The 14,314-nt window shown below is 63.4% G+C and carries 14 protein-coding genes and 1 tRNA gene; 10 read left to right on the top strand and 5 right to left on the bottom strand.

All coding sequences use genetic code 11. The features are described 5' to 3' along the window. Positions 1-281: 281 nt before the first annotated feature. On the top strand, positions 282-1,640 hold the full coding sequence (locus FXB38_RS34000; protein WP_148755310.1) for an MBOAT family O-acyltransferase: 1,359 nt from the start codon (positions 282-284) through the stop codon (positions 1,638-1,640). 53 nt (positions 1,641-1,693) lie between these two features. Beyond that, positions 1,694-2,524, top strand: coding sequence for a hypothetical protein (locus tag FXB38_RS34005; RefSeq protein ID WP_148755311.1), 831 nt, complete (start codon positions 1,694-1,696; stop codon positions 2,522-2,524). A gap of 74 nt (positions 2,525-2,598) precedes the next feature. Here FXB38_RS34005 and FXB38_RS34010 read toward each other — a convergent pair whose 3' ends face one another. Further along, positions 2,599-3,120, bottom strand: coding sequence for a MarR family winged helix-turn-helix transcriptional regulator (locus FXB38_RS34010; RefSeq protein WP_148755312.1), 522 nt, complete (start codon positions 3,118-3,120; stop codon positions 2,599-2,601). Positions 3,121-3,298: 178 nt separating this feature from the next. On the opposite strand from FXB38_RS34010, the gene FXB38_RS34015 reads away from it, so the two are divergent. From FXB38_RS34015 to FXB38_RS34025, 3 genes are read left to right on the top strand one after another with little or no spacing between them, the layout of a single operon-like run. Continuing rightward, positions 3,299-4,339 carry a branched-chain amino acid ABC transporter permease gene (locus FXB38_RS34015; RefSeq protein WP_187435330.1) on the top strand — a complete coding sequence of 347 codons (1,041 nt, stop codon included), beginning with the start codon at positions 3,299-3,301 and terminating at the stop codon, positions 4,337-4,339. Positions 4,340-4,347: 8 nt separating this feature from the next. Continuing rightward, positions 4,348-6,117 (top strand): branched-chain amino acid ABC transporter ATP-binding protein/permease, encoded by a 1,770-nt coding sequence (locus FXB38_RS34020; RefSeq protein WP_148755313.1) that lies wholly within the window; start codon positions 4,348-4,350, stop codon positions 6,115-6,117. Beyond that, the gene (locus FXB38_RS34025; RefSeq protein ID WP_148755314.1) at positions 6,114-6,845 is read left to right on the top strand and encodes an ABC transporter ATP-binding protein; all 732 of its coding nucleotides are present in this window, start codon (positions 6,114-6,116) and stop codon (positions 6,843-6,845) included. The genes FXB38_RS34020 and FXB38_RS34025 overlap by 4 nt, the downstream gene beginning before the upstream one ends. Here the strand turns inward: FXB38_RS34025 and FXB38_RS34030 are convergent, their stop codons facing one another. Then, complete coding sequence (locus FXB38_RS34030) at positions 6,846-7,385, bottom strand: disulfide bond formation protein B (RefSeq protein WP_148755315.1); 540 nt, start codon at positions 7,383-7,385, stop codon at positions 6,846-6,848. It lies immediately after the preceding gene. A 279-nt stretch (positions 7,386-7,664) separates the two neighbouring features. Here FXB38_RS34030 and FXB38_RS34035 point away from each other — a divergent pair, with 279 nt between their 5' ends. The 4 genes from FXB38_RS34035 (at position 7,665) to FXB38_RS34050 (ending at position 11,085) form a co-directional block, all read left to right on the top strand. Further along, a complete protein-coding gene (locus tag FXB38_RS34035; protein WP_148755316.1) occupies positions 7,665-8,525 on the top strand; it encodes a hypothetical protein in 861 nt (286 codons plus the stop codon). Further along, on the top strand, positions 8,522-8,710 hold the full coding sequence (locus tag FXB38_RS34040; protein ID WP_148755317.1) for a hypothetical protein: 189 nt from the start codon (positions 8,522-8,524) through the stop codon (positions 8,708-8,710). The genes FXB38_RS34035 and FXB38_RS34040 overlap by 4 nt, the downstream gene beginning before the upstream one ends. A gap of 4 nt (positions 8,711-8,714) precedes the next feature. After that, the gene (locus FXB38_RS34045) at positions 8,715-10,778 is read left to right on the top strand and encodes a LamG domain-containing protein (RefSeq protein WP_148755318.1); all 2,064 of its coding nucleotides are present in this window, start codon (positions 8,715-8,717) and stop codon (positions 10,776-10,778) included. Positions 10,779-11,000: 222 nt separating this feature from the next. Further along, positions 11,001-11,085: transfer RNA gene (locus FXB38_RS34050), tRNA-Leu, on the top strand. 185 nt (positions 11,086-11,270) lie between these two features. Here the strand turns inward: FXB38_RS34050 and FXB38_RS43180 are convergent. The 3 genes from FXB38_RS43180 to FXB38_RS34065 form a co-directional block, all read right to left on the bottom strand. Then, positions 11,271-11,525 carry a hypothetical protein gene (locus FXB38_RS43180; protein ID WP_187435331.1) on the bottom strand — a complete coding sequence of 85 codons (255 nt, stop codon included), beginning with the start codon at positions 11,523-11,525 and terminating at the stop codon, positions 11,271-11,273. A 71-nt stretch (positions 11,526-11,596) separates the two neighbouring features. After that, positions 11,597-12,268, bottom strand: a complete 672-nt coding sequence (locus FXB38_RS34060) for a 4-carboxy-4-hydroxy-2-oxoadipate aldolase/oxaloacetate decarboxylase (protein ID WP_148755320.1) — start codon at positions 12,266-12,268, stop codon at positions 11,597-11,599. Positions 12,269-12,365: 97 nt separating this feature from the next. Further along, the gene (locus FXB38_RS34065; protein WP_187435332.1) at positions 12,366-13,334 is read right to left on the bottom strand and encodes a LysR substrate-binding domain-containing protein; all 969 of its coding nucleotides are present in this window, start codon (positions 13,332-13,334) and stop codon (positions 12,366-12,368) included. Between the two features lie 201 nt (positions 13,335-13,535). On the opposite strand from FXB38_RS34065, the gene FXB38_RS34070 reads away from it, so the two are divergent. Next, positions 13,536-14,294 carry an SDR family oxidoreductase gene (locus FXB38_RS34070; protein WP_148755321.1) on the top strand — a complete coding sequence of 253 codons (759 nt, stop codon included), beginning with the start codon at positions 13,536-13,538 and terminating at the stop codon, positions 14,292-14,294. Positions 14,295-14,314: the final 20 nt, after the last annotated feature.

The raw sequence follows: 14,314 nt of genomic DNA on the forward strand, positions 1-14,314 counted from the left end.
GGAGCGGATTAGGGCAGGAAGGTCAAGGCCGCCGCATGTGGCGCTTGAGGACTGTGAACCTGCTTTGGCCTCGTGGTTCGAGACGCGCCGTAAGGCGGCGCTCCTCACCATGAGGGTCTTAGAGCGTAGGGTTTGGATCAAGGTTTTGAAACGAGACCTCATCCTGAGGAGCCCGCCAAAGCGGGCGTCTCGAAGGATGGGCCGCGAGCAAGCCGCTGGCCCGGAGACTAGGATGGCGGGAGCGAAGATGCTACATCCCCGGACCGGCAATCCGGGGCGGCATGACATTCACTTCGTTTCAGTTCGGCATCTTCGTTGCGGTGGTGTTCGGCGCCTATTATTTGCCGCCGTTGCGCCGCTTCCAGGTTCAGCTGCTGGTGCTCGCAAGCCTGGTGTTCTATGGCGCCGGCCAGCCGGAACTGCTGCCGCTATTGCTGCTTGCCGTGCTCGGAACCTATCTCTGCCTGGTGCTGGCGTTCGACAACCGCGCGCTCTGGATGCCGGCCGGCATCGTGTTCAATCTCGCGCTGCTGGCGTTCTTCAAATACAAGCTGCTGTTCATCGACTTAGCCGCGGTTCACCCGACCGGCGTCGCACCGCTGGATGTGCTGCTGCGGTTGCCGCTGCCGATCGGCATCTCGTTTTTCGTGTTCCACAATATCAGCCTGCTGGTCGACCTGACGCGCGAGAAGCGGCCGCCACGCTTGCGGGAGGTGTTCCTCTACATCATCTTCTTCCCGCAGCTCGTGTCCGGGCCGATCACCCGCGCGGGGCAGTTCATGCCGCAGATCGCGCCCAAACGGCTCGCTGACGTCGATGTCGTCGCGGCCGCAAAATGGGTCCTGACCGGCTTCTTCTTCAAGCTCTACGTCGCGAACAATCTCAACGAGATGACGTCCTACATGGACTATCCGCTCTACGAGACCGTGTCGACGCCGGACCGCTGGCTGCTCGTGTTCCTGTACAGCTACCAGATCTATGCCGATTTCTTCGGCTACTCGGCGATCGCGCTCGGCCTGGCGCTGCTGTTCGGCTACCGCCTGCCCGTCAACTTTGACCTGCCCTACATCGCGGTCTCGTTCTCCGAGTTCTGGACCCGCTGGCACATCTCGCTGTCGACCTGGCTCAGGACCTATCTCTACATCCCGCTCGGGGGCAACAGGAAGGGACCGGCGCGGACCTGCCTCAATCTGATGATCGTGATGACGCTCGGCGGGCTCTGGCATGGCGCGAGCCTGAGCTACGCGCTGTGGGGCATGCTGCACGGCCTGCTGCTGGTCGTCGAGCGGCCGTTCCTGAGATTTCTCGGCGAAGCCGGGCCTGTGGTGCGGGTCGCCCGCATGGGCGTGGTGTTTTTCTCCGTGACGATGCTCTGGATCTTCTTCAAGCTGCCGAACTTCGATCACGCGCTCGGCTATCTCGCAGGGATGTTCGCGCCGACTGACAATCCCAATCCGACAAAGCTGTTCCGCAACATGGCGCTGCTCTACGCCCTCCCCGTCCTGATCCAGCACCTCGGCATCGGTGCGCTCCTGGAGGGCAAGCTGCGGCGATGGGAGCCGTACCTCTATGGCGCGCTGGCGGCGATGGCCTGGCTCGAGGCCGGGCCGGACGCCGCCTTCATCTATTTCCAGTTCTGACCATGCCGCAGTCACCGAGACTTTCATGGCTGATCAAATGCGCGGGCGTCGCGGTGGCGCTGCTGCTCGCCTGCAGCCTTGCCACCGCGCGTTTCGGCTTCGGGCTGCAGCAGCCGACCGTCACCACCCGCGACGGCACCATCATCACGCTCAACCGCTATGTCGGGGAGCCCGTGCCTGACCTCGTGCTGGTCGGCAGCTCGGTCGCCTGGCGTCTGAAGGAGGAATATTTCACGCGCCCGCGCGTCCGCAATCTCGCGCTCGCCGGCGGCTCGCCGGTGACCAGCCTGGACATCGTCGCGAAGCGGAAAAGCCTGCCGAAGATCGTCCTGATCGAGACCAACGTTCTCACGCGCCTGCCCGACGACGCGCTGATCGCCAAATTTTCCGGCGGCGCGCGCACCGAGACGCTATTCCTGCGCCCGGTGCGAACGGCGGCTGCGGCCTATGAAACGTGGAATCACACGCCGCCGAATCCTGCAGACGCGCGCGCCGAGCGGGATCGCCTGCTCAAGGAGCCGCCGAGCACATTCGACAACAGGGTCTATCTCGACCGTGCCGTGCAACAGATGAATGACGACGACCCCACCGCTCAGGCGCACGCGAACGTGGCGCGCATCAGACAGCTCATCGACGACATCGAGCGGCGGGGATCACGCGCCTTCCTGCTCGAGATCCCCTTCGCGGCGGAGATCGAGGATTCGCGCATGGTCAGGATGAGCAAGGCGATCGTCCACGCGGCCTTCCCGGATCGCGAGCGTTGGCTGCCGATCGATCCGCCGTCGGGCGAACTGCGCTGGGCCGACGGCGTGCACCTGGACGAGCGATCGGCCCTGCTCGTCGTGCGCGCGATCGAAGGTGCCCTGGCCGAGCGCGACCGGTAGCAGCCGTTGTTGCTCCGCTGATTCCGCTTGTTCGCCGTCATCGCCCGGCTTGACCGGGCGATGACGGCGGAGGCTCAAAACTCGTTTGCGATCTTCGACAGCATCCCGAGCAGCGCTTCGCGGTTGGCTTGGCCCAGCAGCTCGTTCAGCCGTGACTCGTGCTTGGTGGCGACGAGCTTCTTGGCGCGCGTCAGCACGGCCTTGCCCTTGTCGGTCAAAACGAGAATGTGCGAGCGGCGGTCGTTGGTGGAGCGGATCCGGGCGCAGAGGTCGCGGCTCTCGAGATTATCGAGCAGGGCGACGAAATTCGGCCGGAGGATGCCGAGGGTCGAGGCGATCTCGGTCTGGTTACGGCCCGGGTTCTTCTCCACCAGCAGCAGCACCGAAAACTGCGCCGGCGTCAGCTGGAGCGAGGCCACGCAGCGCAAGAAGTTCTCGAACACCTTGAGCTGGGCGCGCTTGAGCACGTAGCCGAGCTGTTCCGAGAGCTCGCCGAGCTGGAGGGCTTCGGGCAGGCCCTCGGCGGCATCCTTGCGGCCCTTGGCCCCGTCGCCAGGCTTTTCAGAGGACTTTTCAGCGGTTTTGGAAACGGTCATCGCCTCGTGCTCGTAATCCCGCTAAATTCGGGAGGGGTCGTCTCTCACCCTTGAAGTTATATTCGATAATTGTTATGGATCATATCAAATATCGTCAGCGTATTTCAATGGCTGTGAACGGACCATCCACCGCGATCGCGGAGACCGGTCCTTAATCTTTGAGGGGGAGCGTCCGGTCTTGAACACCACCATCATGCTGTTCCTGCTGCAGGATGGCATCACCAATGGCGCGATCTATGCGCTGCTCGGCCTGGCGCTGGTGCTGGTATTTGCCGTCACCCGCGTCATTCTGATCCCCCAGGGCGAGTTCGTCACCTATGGCGCGCTGACCTATGCCTCGCTGGCCTCGGGCCAGATGCCGGGCACGGCCAAGCTGGCGCTCGCCATGGGCACCGTCGCCTTCGCTTTCGACCTGTTCGTTGCCCGCAAGGCGCTGCATGGCCGGCTGATCGTCCGCAGCGTCCTCGCCAACATCGTGTTGCCGGCCATCGTGCTGGCGGTGACGCTGTACTTCGCCGGCCAGAAGCCGCCGGTTGCGGTCTGCATCGCGCTGTCGCTGCTGATCGTCGCGATGATCGGCCTGTTTCTGTATCGCATCGCGTTCCAGCCGTTGGCACACACCTCGGTGCTGGTGCTGCTGATCGCCTCGGTCGGCGTCCATCTCGCGCTCCAAGGATTGGGCCTGCTGTTCTTCGGCGCCGAGGGCCAGCGCGGACCGGCGGTGCTCTCCGGCGCGTTCACCGCGGGCTCGCTGCGCTTCACCGGCCAGAGCATCACGGTCTACGGCATCACCATCGCCTTCATCGTCGGGCTCTGGCTGTTCTTCGGGCTGACGCTTTACGGCAAGGCGCTGCGCGCCACCGCCGTCAACCGGCTCGGCGCGCGGCTCGCCGGCATCCGCACCACGCTGTCGGGCCAGATCGCCTTCCTGCTGGCCTCCGTCATCGGTGCGCTGTCGGGCATCATGATCGTGCCGATCACGACGCTTTACTATGACTCGGGCTTCCTGATCGGCCTGAAGGGCTTCGTCGCCGCGATCATCGGCGGCCTCGTCAGCTATCCCCTCACGGCGGTCGCAGCCCTCTTCGTTGGCATCGTCGAGGCGTTCTCGTCCTTCTATGCCTCCAACTACAAGGAGGTGATCGTGTTCATGCTCCTGATCCCCGTGCTGCTGCTGCGGTCGCTAGCCGCACCTGCCGTCGAGGAAGAGAAGGACTGACGCCTAAGATGCAGAGCCGGCTTCCCATCCTCATCTTCGCAGCTTTGATGGCAGCGATCCCGTTCGTCCCGGGCATGCCGCCATTCTGGATCGTGCTGCTCGACAATATCGGCCTCACCGCGCTGGTCGCGATGGGCCTTGTGCTGCTCACCGGTGTCGGTGGCCTGACCTCGTTCGGCCAGGCCGCCTTCGTCGGCTTCGGCGCCTACACCACGGCGCTGCTGACGACGGCTTACGGACTGTCGCCGTGGCTGACCTTGCCGCTCTCGCTCGTGGTCAGTGGATTGCTTGCGGTGCTGCTCGGCCTGGTTACGGTCCGCCTCTCCGGCCATTATCTGCCGCTCGGCACGCTGGCCTGGGGGCTCGGCCTGTTCTACCTCTTCAGCAAGCTGGAATTCCTCGGGCGTAACGACGGCATCTCGGCGATCCCGCCGCTGTCGATCGGCACGTTCAGGATGCTCTCACCCGGCTCGATCTACTTTGCGATCTGGGTCGCGGTCATCCTCTCGGCCCTGCTCACGATGAACCTGCTGGACTCCCGCACCGGCCGTGCCATCCGCGCGCTGCGGCGCGGCCATGTCGCGGCCGAAGCGTTCGGCGTGCACACGCCGCGCGCAAAGCTGCTGGTGTTCATCCACGCCGCCGTGCTTGCGGGCCTCTCCGGCTGGCTTTACGCCCATCTCCAGCGCGCGGTGAACCCGACGCCGTTCGGTGCGCAGGCCGGCATCGAATATCTCTTCATCGCGGTGGTCGGCGGCGCCGGTTATGTCTGGGGCGGCGTGCTGGGTGCTGCGATCGTCGTGATCCTGAAAGAGGTGCTGCAGAGCTACCTGCCGCTGATCCTGCCCGGCTCCGGCCAGGTCGAGACCATCGTGTTCGGCATCCTGCTGGTGGCGCTGCTGCAACTTGCGCCCGGCGGCGTCTGGCCCTGGCTGATGTCGTTCCTGCCCGAGCGCACGGCTGGCAGGAAGCCGGACACCTCGCTGAAGCTGGAGGCGCGACCCCGCCCGCCCGGCCAATCCAACGTGCTGCTCCAGGTCGAGAAGGCGCGCAAGCAGTTCGGCGGCGTGGTCGCCGTCAACAATGTCTCCTTCGAGGTCCAGGCCGGCGAGATCGTTGCGCTGATCGGCCCCAACGGCGCCGGCAAGAGCACCACCTTCAACCTGATCACCGGCGTGCTATCGGCTAGCTCGGGCTCGATCTCGGTGCTCGGCAGGAAAGTGGATCGCGCGCCGCCGCAGGAGATCGTCAAGCTCGGCATCTCCCGCACCTTCCAGCACGTCAAGCTCGTGCCCGATATGACCGTGCTGGAGAACGTCGCGATCGGCGCGCATCTGCGCGGCCATTCCGGGCCGCTCGCCTCGATGCTGCGTCTCGACCGCGCCGACGAGGCAAAATTGCTTGCGGAAGCCGCCCGCCAGATCGAGCGCGTCGGCCTCGCCGACCAGATGCATCAACTCGCAGGATCTCTGTCGCTCGGCCAACAGCGCATCGTCGAGATCGCCCGCGCGCTGTGCGTCGATCCGATGCTGCTGCTGCTCGACGAGCCCGCGGCGGGCCTGCGCCACATGGAAAAACAGCAGCTTGCGAAACTGCTGCGCGATTTGCGCGACGGCGGCATGAGCGTGCTGCTGGTCGAGCACGACATGGGCTTTGTGATGAATCTCGCCGACCGCATCGTGGTGCTCGATTTCGGCACCAAGATCGCGGAAGGCACGCCTGCCACGATCAAGACAAATCCCGAAGTGATCAAGGCCTATCTCGGAGTGGCGGCATGAGCGCGCTGTTGTCCGTCACCGATGCGCATGTCGCCTACGGCAAGGTCGAGGCCGTCCGCTCGGTCGCGCTCGAAGTCGGCGAGAACCAGATCGTCACCATCGTCGGCGCCAACGGCGCCGGCAAGACCACGCTGCTGTCGGCCATCATGGGCATCCTGCCGTTGAAGGGTCGTGTCGCCTTTGCCGGCCAGGACCTGGCCCGGCTCGACATCGAGGACCGCGTCGCGATGGGGCTCGGCCTCGTGCCGGAGCACCGCGAATTGTTCGTGACCATGAATGTCGAGGACAATCTCGAGCTCGGCGCCTTCCGCATCGAGAGAAGCAAGGCAAAGGCCTCGATGGAGCAGGTCTATGCGCTGTTTCCGCGCCTGAAGGAGCGGCGCAAGCAGCTTGCCGGCACGCTCTCCGGCGGCGAGCAGCAGATGCTCGCCATGGGCCGCGCGCTGATGGGCGCGCCGAAGCTCCTGATGTTGGACGAGCCGAGCCTCGGCCTCGCGCCGATCATCGTCGCCGATATTTTCCGCATCATCACTGAGCTGCGCGCCAGCGGCGTGTCCGTGCTGCTGGTCGAGCAGAACGCGCAGGCCGCGCTGAAGATCGCCGACCAGGCCTATGTGATGGAGCTCGGCGAGTTCGTGCTCAGCGGCAAGGCCAGCGACATCGCGGCGAACGAGGCGGTGGCGGCGAGCTATCTCGGCTTCCAGCACGAAGGCGCAAGCGTGCTATAACTACGTGCGGCTCGCCGTCCGCACGAAACCCCAGGCGGCGATCGCGGCCATCAGCAGCGAGATCAGCACGTTGTAGCCGGCGAGCGACAGGCCGAGGAAGCGCCACTGCACCTCGTCGCAACGCACCACCTTGACGGTGTCGAGCCGCGACAGCAGATCGCCGGCGCTGCCGAGATTTCCGACCGGACCCGTGCAGTCGGTCGGCCCCTTCCACAACCCCCATTCGACGCCCGAGTGATAGGTGCCGAGGCCGGCATTGGCGAGCGCCGCCAGCGCGAGGAGCGCGAGCCCGGCCAGCAGCAGCGGCCGCGGCGCGCCGCTCCGCGCCGCGAGCGCCGTGAGCGCACCGAGCGCGATCGCGAGATAATAGGCGTAGCGCTGCTCGAGGCAGAGCGGACAGGGCAGAATCTCCAGCACGAGCTGAAAGAACCAGGCGCCCGCGATCGTCGCCGCCGCGATCAGCGTGACCGCCAGCGAGGCGGTCAGCGCCGGCGTACTGGCCGGTCGAAACGCGGGTATTGCGGCACTCTGGGTCGTCACGGCGGCCTCTCCAGATGGGACGTGGCCCTAAGCCTCTAACCCTGGCCGGTGCGGCTGTCGAGAACGGCCGGGATCACTTTGGCGCGGGTTGACCTCGCTTTGTCCATGGCTGTAGTCCGCCGGCTTCGCAACGCCCTCATTCGGAAGGCGACGTCGCCGGCCAGCTGGGCGATAAAATCAGAAATAAAACTTTTAGTTGATTTGCAGGGCCCGCGATGCAATGTTTGATTGTGTCGATAGACGATATATCTCAGAGCGGGTAAGCGTAGGGAGCAGGCGATGCCGAGCTATCAAGACATCTACGTGCGGGACAATTTTGGCGACACCGGCGTCTTCCCGTCGACGGGCGTTCCATACATGTCGCCCGACATCATCCCGCTCCAGAGTGGCACGTTGTCGGTGGAGCAGGCCGTTTCGACGTATGGCGGTCCCGATCAGGGCAAGCACATCCTCAATCCCGGCCTGAACAACATCTACATCCGCGCCAAGAATTTGCAGCCAGGCGGCACCGAGACCGGAACGGCCTCTCTCTACTTCGCCAAGACCTCGCTCGTGATGTTGCCGGACACATGGCGGAACAATCAGCTGCTTACGTCGGCGGGCCAGTCAAGCGTATCGTTCGTGAACGCATCGGGCAGCACCAATCTCAATCCAAATGACATCGCGCTCAGCAGCCCGGCCTTTTTCTGGAGCAGCGTGCCGGATCCCACCTGGAGCCATTGTCTGGTCGCGATCGTCAATACCCCCAATACCGTTGTTACGATCCCGGCCCGTTTCGCCAGCAATGCCGCTTACGTCCAATGGGTGCAGAACAATCCCGCCGTCGCATGGCGCAACATCATCATCGTTCCGAACGGCCAGGCCAACGTCATCAAGAATGTAGAATTCTCCAACCAGGATTCGGTCCCGCACTACTTCTACTTCTCGCTCACCGCGCGCAATTGCCGCTCAATACCGCCGTCACCATGCAGTGCACCCACCAATCCTGTCCGATCAACTGGAACGGGACGATCCCGGCGCCCGATCCCAACGGCAATCAGATCATTGGTTTCCAGAACAGCGTCCCGGCCGGCTTTCTCTCCGGGTCCCTGGCGATGTCCGCTACCGCGCCATCCGGACAGACGTTCCCGCGCGGCATGACGCTTGACCTGATGGCCTATCAGGTGCCCGCCTCGCAGCTATTTGACGAGTTGGACGAGATCGAACGCGACGTGGTTCGCCACTATGAGGTTACCGAAGATCATCTGGTGAAGGGCCTCGCCAAAGATGGCGGCGGAAAGATGCTGATCAAGCTTGGCCAAGTGAACTTCGTCGTACCGGCTTAGCACCATGCCAGTTCAACCGCGCTCTCAGTCCGGCCTCACGGAGTTCTCGTCCGGTGCCGGCGCCGTAACCCTCGGCAACATGCCGAGCATCAGCTTTCAGGGCAGCAATACCTGGTCGATCGAGGTTTGGGTCTACCTCGACGCACTTGTCGACCAGATGAACCTGGTCAGCCGGCAAGGAGAGTTCGCGCTCGTCACGCAAGGCGGATGCATTTCGGCCGCCCGCCAGAGCCAGATCTTTCCGCTCGTCAGCACTCCTTTGCTCGCGCCGCACACCTGGTATCACGTCTGCGTCACGTTCGATGGCGCCACCATGTCGCTGTTCCTCAATGGATTGCGGCGCAATTTCATCACGATGACGGATTCTGGCGTCGCTAACCAGGGCCAGCCGATGACGATCGGCGGCGGATTTTATGGCCAGACGACCGGCGCCCGTTTCTGGAATATTGCGCTACCGCCAGACATTATTTTTGAACGGCAGTGGAGCAGGTACGCGGCGAACACCGCCAATTTGATGGCGCAAATCGACTTCACGCAAACGCCCCCCATCGACACCTCGGGGCAGGGCGCGCCGGTGACGGTTTCGGCGACCGGCGTCGCCTACCTGCTGTATACGCCGGCGGCGAACCTGGTCGAAGGCGCCTTTTGCGATCCCTACAACGACAATGCCGTCAATCCCGGCGGCTCCGCCGCGGACTTCACGGTCATGGCGTGGATTTCGCCGCAGGCGCAGCCGGGCAAGCAGGCGATCTTTTCCAACGGCTTGTATGGCGCCGCGGGAATGTCGCTGGCGATAAATGCGGCCGGCAAGATCGAGTTTCAGATCGGCGGCGCGACGGCCGTGGTTTCAACCACGGCGCTTCAGGTCAATCGCTGGCGCAATGTGACGGCAACCTGGAGCGCTGCCGGCGGCAACGCCGCGATCTTCCTGGATGGCGTGCAAGACGCGACCGGCACGATGGCGTTCGCAACCGCGCGGTCCAGCGGCGCGCCATTGGTCGGCGCAGCGGCAACCAGCAGCGCCGCGCTGCCGTCCTATAATTTCGTCGGTTACATCCAGGCCGTGAGCCTGTGGAGTTACGTCTTAACAGCGGCCCAAATCCAGAACTACATGACCGACGACCCGATCAACGATGCCAATTGCAGCGCCGACTATGATTTCGTGCCGCCGCGGGCGCAGAACAGTTGGTCGCTCAATCCGGTCGGCATCGTCGGCAATGCGTCGGTTGTGGCGATCAGAAGTGCCGGCACGGTCAGCGTGAATACGATGGCGCAACGGCCACGACCACCGCTGCTACCTGTCGCGACCCACATGACGCCACGCAATGTGCGGTCCGATGATCTGTCGCTCGACACCCGTCGCGCCATGGTTGCCGAGTTCCGCGCCTTCATGACCGAGCGCCTCGGGCTTGCTCCGGAGCAGCAGGAAGAATTTGCGGCGCGATTTGAGGCGAACCTTGCGCTGCGGGCGGAACAGCTCGCAAGCGGGACTTACCGCGTACCGTTTCAATTCAGCGTCGAGCCGCTGGCGGGGGACCGTAGCCGCTTGTGGCTGCATGCCGATGGTGAATCCACCATCATCTATGAAGGGGAGTTCGACGCCTGCACCACGTGGGCCATTCAGTTCATCATCAGCCTCGGGCTGACCCTGTACTCCGTGTTCAGCTTCAGCATGAATATTTCCAAGGTCGCCGCCGGCCTGACCAATTATCTGGCCCAACGGATCAACACGATCGGCCTGGTGCCGCAGCTGCGCGTCGTGTTCAATAAAGGCATAATGCCTACCACCGTCTATAACGCGCTCGAGCTGCTGTGGGACTACGGGCTCTTGACCGGAACGATGAAGTTCTTATGGCAGGCAACGAGCGCTTCGGTCTCGTGGTGGACCATCGGCAGTATTGCCGTTCGGATCGGTCTGCTGTTCAGCCCGTTCGCACCGCTGGAGGTCGCCGTCTTCATCACCGAACTCGCCAAATCGATCATCGATGTTCGCGCTGCCTGGAACGATCCCAACAATTGCTGGAAATCCGGCGCGGAGCGGCGGGTGTTGTCGGGACCCATAGGCTGAACGAAAACCCGGATGAGGACTTCGCGCCCGGGACGGACCTCAATCAACCGGTCGGTGGCTTGCTCTTCCAGCATCCCCACTCGGGTCGTGGCCTTAAGCCTCTAACTCCCGCCCGTGCGGCTGTCGAGAACGCCCGGGATCGCTTTGGCGCGGGTTGACCCCGGTTTGTCCATGGCTATAGTCCGCCGGCTTCGCGAGGCTCCCTCCCGGGACCGACCGAGGGCCCCTGTGGCGGAATTGGTAGACGCGCTCGACTCAAAATCGAGTTCCGCAAGGAGTGCTGGTTCGATTCCGGCCAGGGGCACCAATCAGGCTGTTCAAGCCCGTTCCAAAGCATCCGCAACCGTCCGCACAGCGCTCGGAAACCGTTGAAAAATAGGCCCTTCCGCGTACATCGGTGCTCGTCATCGTTTGTTCTCATCTGAGCCCCGCCACCCGATTTGTTGGCATTTTTGTTGGTATCGGGAGAACAAGCGTTCGCGGCGACTTTCGCTATTCAAGGACGCCAAGGCACGGGATGGCGATGTCGTCGAGCTCCAGCTTGCGCATCTTAACAACTCGACCGTGGAAGGGCTCTACAAGAAGCACGGCCCGCTTGCGCTGATCGGCTCGCGCACGAAACTGATGTGACGCTGGGCTGATCGGGTCGACCGCTGAGCGCTTGACCATTTCCTGAAACAGCGGGGAACTCCCTGCCCTGCTTGCCGGCTGCCTGAGCAGAGCGTCGTTGTCGACGTATGCGGTCATGGGAGAAGTGGCCGTGCCGCGTCCGATTCACGTCCGGGTTCGAAGGTAGCGCCGGAGATGCGCGGGACCGCTCAGGCGAAAGTGCAGCCCTTGGACTCCAGCACCTTGCCGATGCCGGACAGCTCGAGAATATCCCCGCCGGCCTTGAGCGCCTTCATCACGCCGGCTTCCTTGTCCTCGCGCGCCGCCGACTTGACGCAGACGTCGGCGATGTTCTCCTTCGGCACGATCACGACACCGTCGTCGTCGGCACTCACGATATCGCCGGGACGAACCACAATGCCGCCGATGACGATCGGCTGATTGATGGTGCCGAGCGTCTCCTTGACGGTACCCTTCATGCAGAGTCCGTAGGAGAAGACCTTGAATCCGGTGTCGCGCACCGCCGGGCCATCGCGAACGCCGGCATCCGTGACCAGGCCGACGATGCCCTTGGCGACGCAGGCCGTCGACAGCACTTCGCCGAACCCGCCTTGCTCGGGATGATCGCCTGCACTCACTACGAGCACGTCACCCTGCTTGGCCAACGAGATGGCAGTGATGAGCATCATGTTGTCGCCTGGATGGCAACTGACCGTCAGCGCCGGCCCGCAGGCGCGCATTCCCGGATAGATCGGCTTGATCCGCGACGTCAATGCACCCGAGCGCCCCTGCGCCTCGTGCAGGGTGGACGGAGGAAATTGCTTGATGCGCTCGACGAGGTCTGCAGCAGGCCGATCGAAAGTTCTGACAACGTGAACCATGGTCCCTCCGAGGGTCCGCAATCTAAGCTTCACCTGAGATAGTCGACCGTCTCAGATCGGAGAATTTCAGTTTTTAGGATTGCCACATCGTGTTTCGTTATGGCTCGCTCTTCTGGCCCTCCAGAGGCGTTGGAGCAGCCTCTGCGATGGTAACCGCGCCGGGAGGGATATCGAACTGCCCCCAGGTCTTGACGATGATCTCGAGCAATATCTTGTAGACAGCGAATGCGGCGTCGGACAAAGCAGCGTTATCGGAAATGCACAGCGACATCTGCTGCGAGGCCGACGGCGCATTGATCCGCCGAATGCAGAGTTCATCCAGGTTCGGCAATGCCTTTGCAATGGAAATGGGCAGCACGGCGGCCCCAACCCCGGCTGCAATCGCCGAAGACAGGGTCGATTGGGAATGGATCTCGGCGACGATGCGCGGGCGGAGTCCCACCTCGGCGCAGACCCGCTCGACCGTCTGTCGCAAGAAGGATTCCCGATATGGAAGAAGCAGGTCGAATTGCGCGACCTCCTGCGCCGAAACCTCCTCCGGAGGCATCTGCTTCGGATACATGCTGCGGGGCGCGACAAGATAAAAATGCTCGCGCATCAGCGGCTTGTAATCGAGACCGGTCACCGGGCGATCGCCGTACAGGACCGCCATATCCATGCTCCCCTTCAGCATCATTTCGCTGAGCATGACCCCGGAGCTGTCGTAAATGTGTGGCACCACGCCGGGATAGCGTTCACGGACCTGCATCAGCAGCGGGGTCGCGAGCAATGCCGCCGAGCTTAGCGGGGCCAGACCGATCGTAACGTTGCCGGTCAGCTCCGGCTTGTTGTCCAGAATGGTACGCCGGGCTTCTTCGATCTGGCGCTGGATCGATTTGGCATAGCGATAGAGGATTCGTCCGGCCTCGGTGGGCTTGACCCCGCGGGCGCTGCGGTCGAGCAGCTTGCACTTGAAGTCCGCCTCCAGGCTCGCGATGTGCTGGCTCAGGGCCGGCTGCGCGACATTCAGCACCTTCGCCGCGCTCGTCATGCTGCCGAGATCCACGACCTTGATGAAGGCCTCCAAGCGTTTCGTATCCAATACGGCGTCTCCGGATATCCAGTCAGGGAGCAATGCAGCAGCAATAGGCTGAAGCTATGGGATCAGAAGGAATTGTTCTTACCACTGGGAACTTGAGGGGCCTATAGCTAGTGCTGATCTCGTCCGCCGCTCGCGTTGCAGCCGACGCCACCAGCGGGTCGGACGGTAGCAGAGGAGCCCTCGCGGATGGGATTTTCGGACTATCGAACGGCCCTGGTGACGGGCGCATCCTCCGGAATAGGAGCTGCGACGGTTCGCCGCCTGCGTGCGGAAGGGCTCGAAGTCTACGCCGTGGCCCGCGATGCCACCCGCCTGAGCGCCCTGTCCGCGGAGACCGGATGCCGCCCGTGCGCCGTCGACGTCGGCGACCTCGACGCGCTTGCGGCACTGGCGAAGTCGGCCGAGTTCGACGTCTTGGTCAACAACGCCGGCCAGTCCCGGCGCGGCAATATCCTGGACACGACACCTGAAGACGTCGACGCGCTCATCGACGTCAATCTGCGCGCGGTCCTGCATCTGACACGACTGATCGTGCCGGGCATGGCGCACCGTGATCGAGGCCACGTCGTCAATATCTCCTCCATCGCCGGCCATTACGCATTTGGCGGCGGAAACACCGTGTATCACGCCACCAAAGCGGGCATTCACTCACTGTCGCAGCAGTTGCGTGTCGATCTCTACGGAACCAGGGTACGCGTCACCGAGATATCGCCGGCCCGGGTCGAGACCGAGGTTTTCGGCCGGCTGCTCGGCGATCTGGCCGAGGCCAAGCGTCGCTTCTTCGACGACTATGATGCACTTCAGCCCGAGGACATCGCCAATTCGATCGCATTCGCGGTCGGGTCGCCGGCGCGCATGAATGTCGCCTTCTTGGAAGTGCTGCCGACCCAGCAAGTCGTCGGCGGCCTCAATTTTGCACAGAAGGGCCGGCCGCCGGCCGAGTGACGCATGAACGCCCCGAACTC

It is taken from the genome of Bradyrhizobium cytisi (assembly GCF_008123515.1).
Lineage (GTDB): Bacteria > Pseudomonadota > Alphaproteobacteria > Rhizobiales > Xanthobacteraceae > Bradyrhizobium > Bradyrhizobium cytisi.

Coding starts and splice junctions, on each gene's coding strand:
- FXB38_RS34040 (WP_148755317.1), top strand. CDS start 8,522: ATGACGCTTGACCTGATGGCCTATCAGGTGCCCGCCTCGCAGCTATTT.
- FXB38_RS34010 (WP_148755312.1), bottom strand. CDS start 3,120: ATGACCGTTTCCAAAACCGCTGAAAAGTCCTCTGAAAAGCCTGGCGAC.
- FXB38_RS43180 (WP_187435331.1), bottom strand. CDS start 11,525: ATGACCGCATACGTCGACAACGACGCTCTGCTCAGGCAGCCGGCAAGC.
- FXB38_RS34045 (WP_148755318.1), top strand. CDS start 8,715: ATGCCAGTTCAACCGCGCTCTCAGTCCGGCCTCACGGAGTTCTCGTCC.
- FXB38_RS34070 (WP_148755321.1), top strand. CDS start 13,536: ATGGGATTTTCGGACTATCGAACGGCCCTGGTGACGGGCGCATCCTCC.
- FXB38_RS34060 (WP_148755320.1), bottom strand. CDS start 12,268: ATGGTTCACGTTGTCAGAACTTTCGATCGGCCTGCTGCAGACCTCGTC.
- FXB38_RS34000 (WP_148755310.1), top strand. CDS start 282: ATGACATTCACTTCGTTTCAGTTCGGCATCTTCGTTGCGGTGGTGTTC.
- FXB38_RS34025 (WP_148755314.1), top strand. CDS start 6,114: ATGAGCGCGCTGTTGTCCGTCACCGATGCGCATGTCGCCTACGGCAAG.
- FXB38_RS34020 (WP_148755313.1), top strand. CDS start 4,348: ATGCAGAGCCGGCTTCCCATCCTCATCTTCGCAGCTTTGATGGCAGCG.
- FXB38_RS34035 (WP_148755316.1), top strand. CDS start 7,665: ATGCCGAGCTATCAAGACATCTACGTGCGGGACAATTTTGGCGACACC.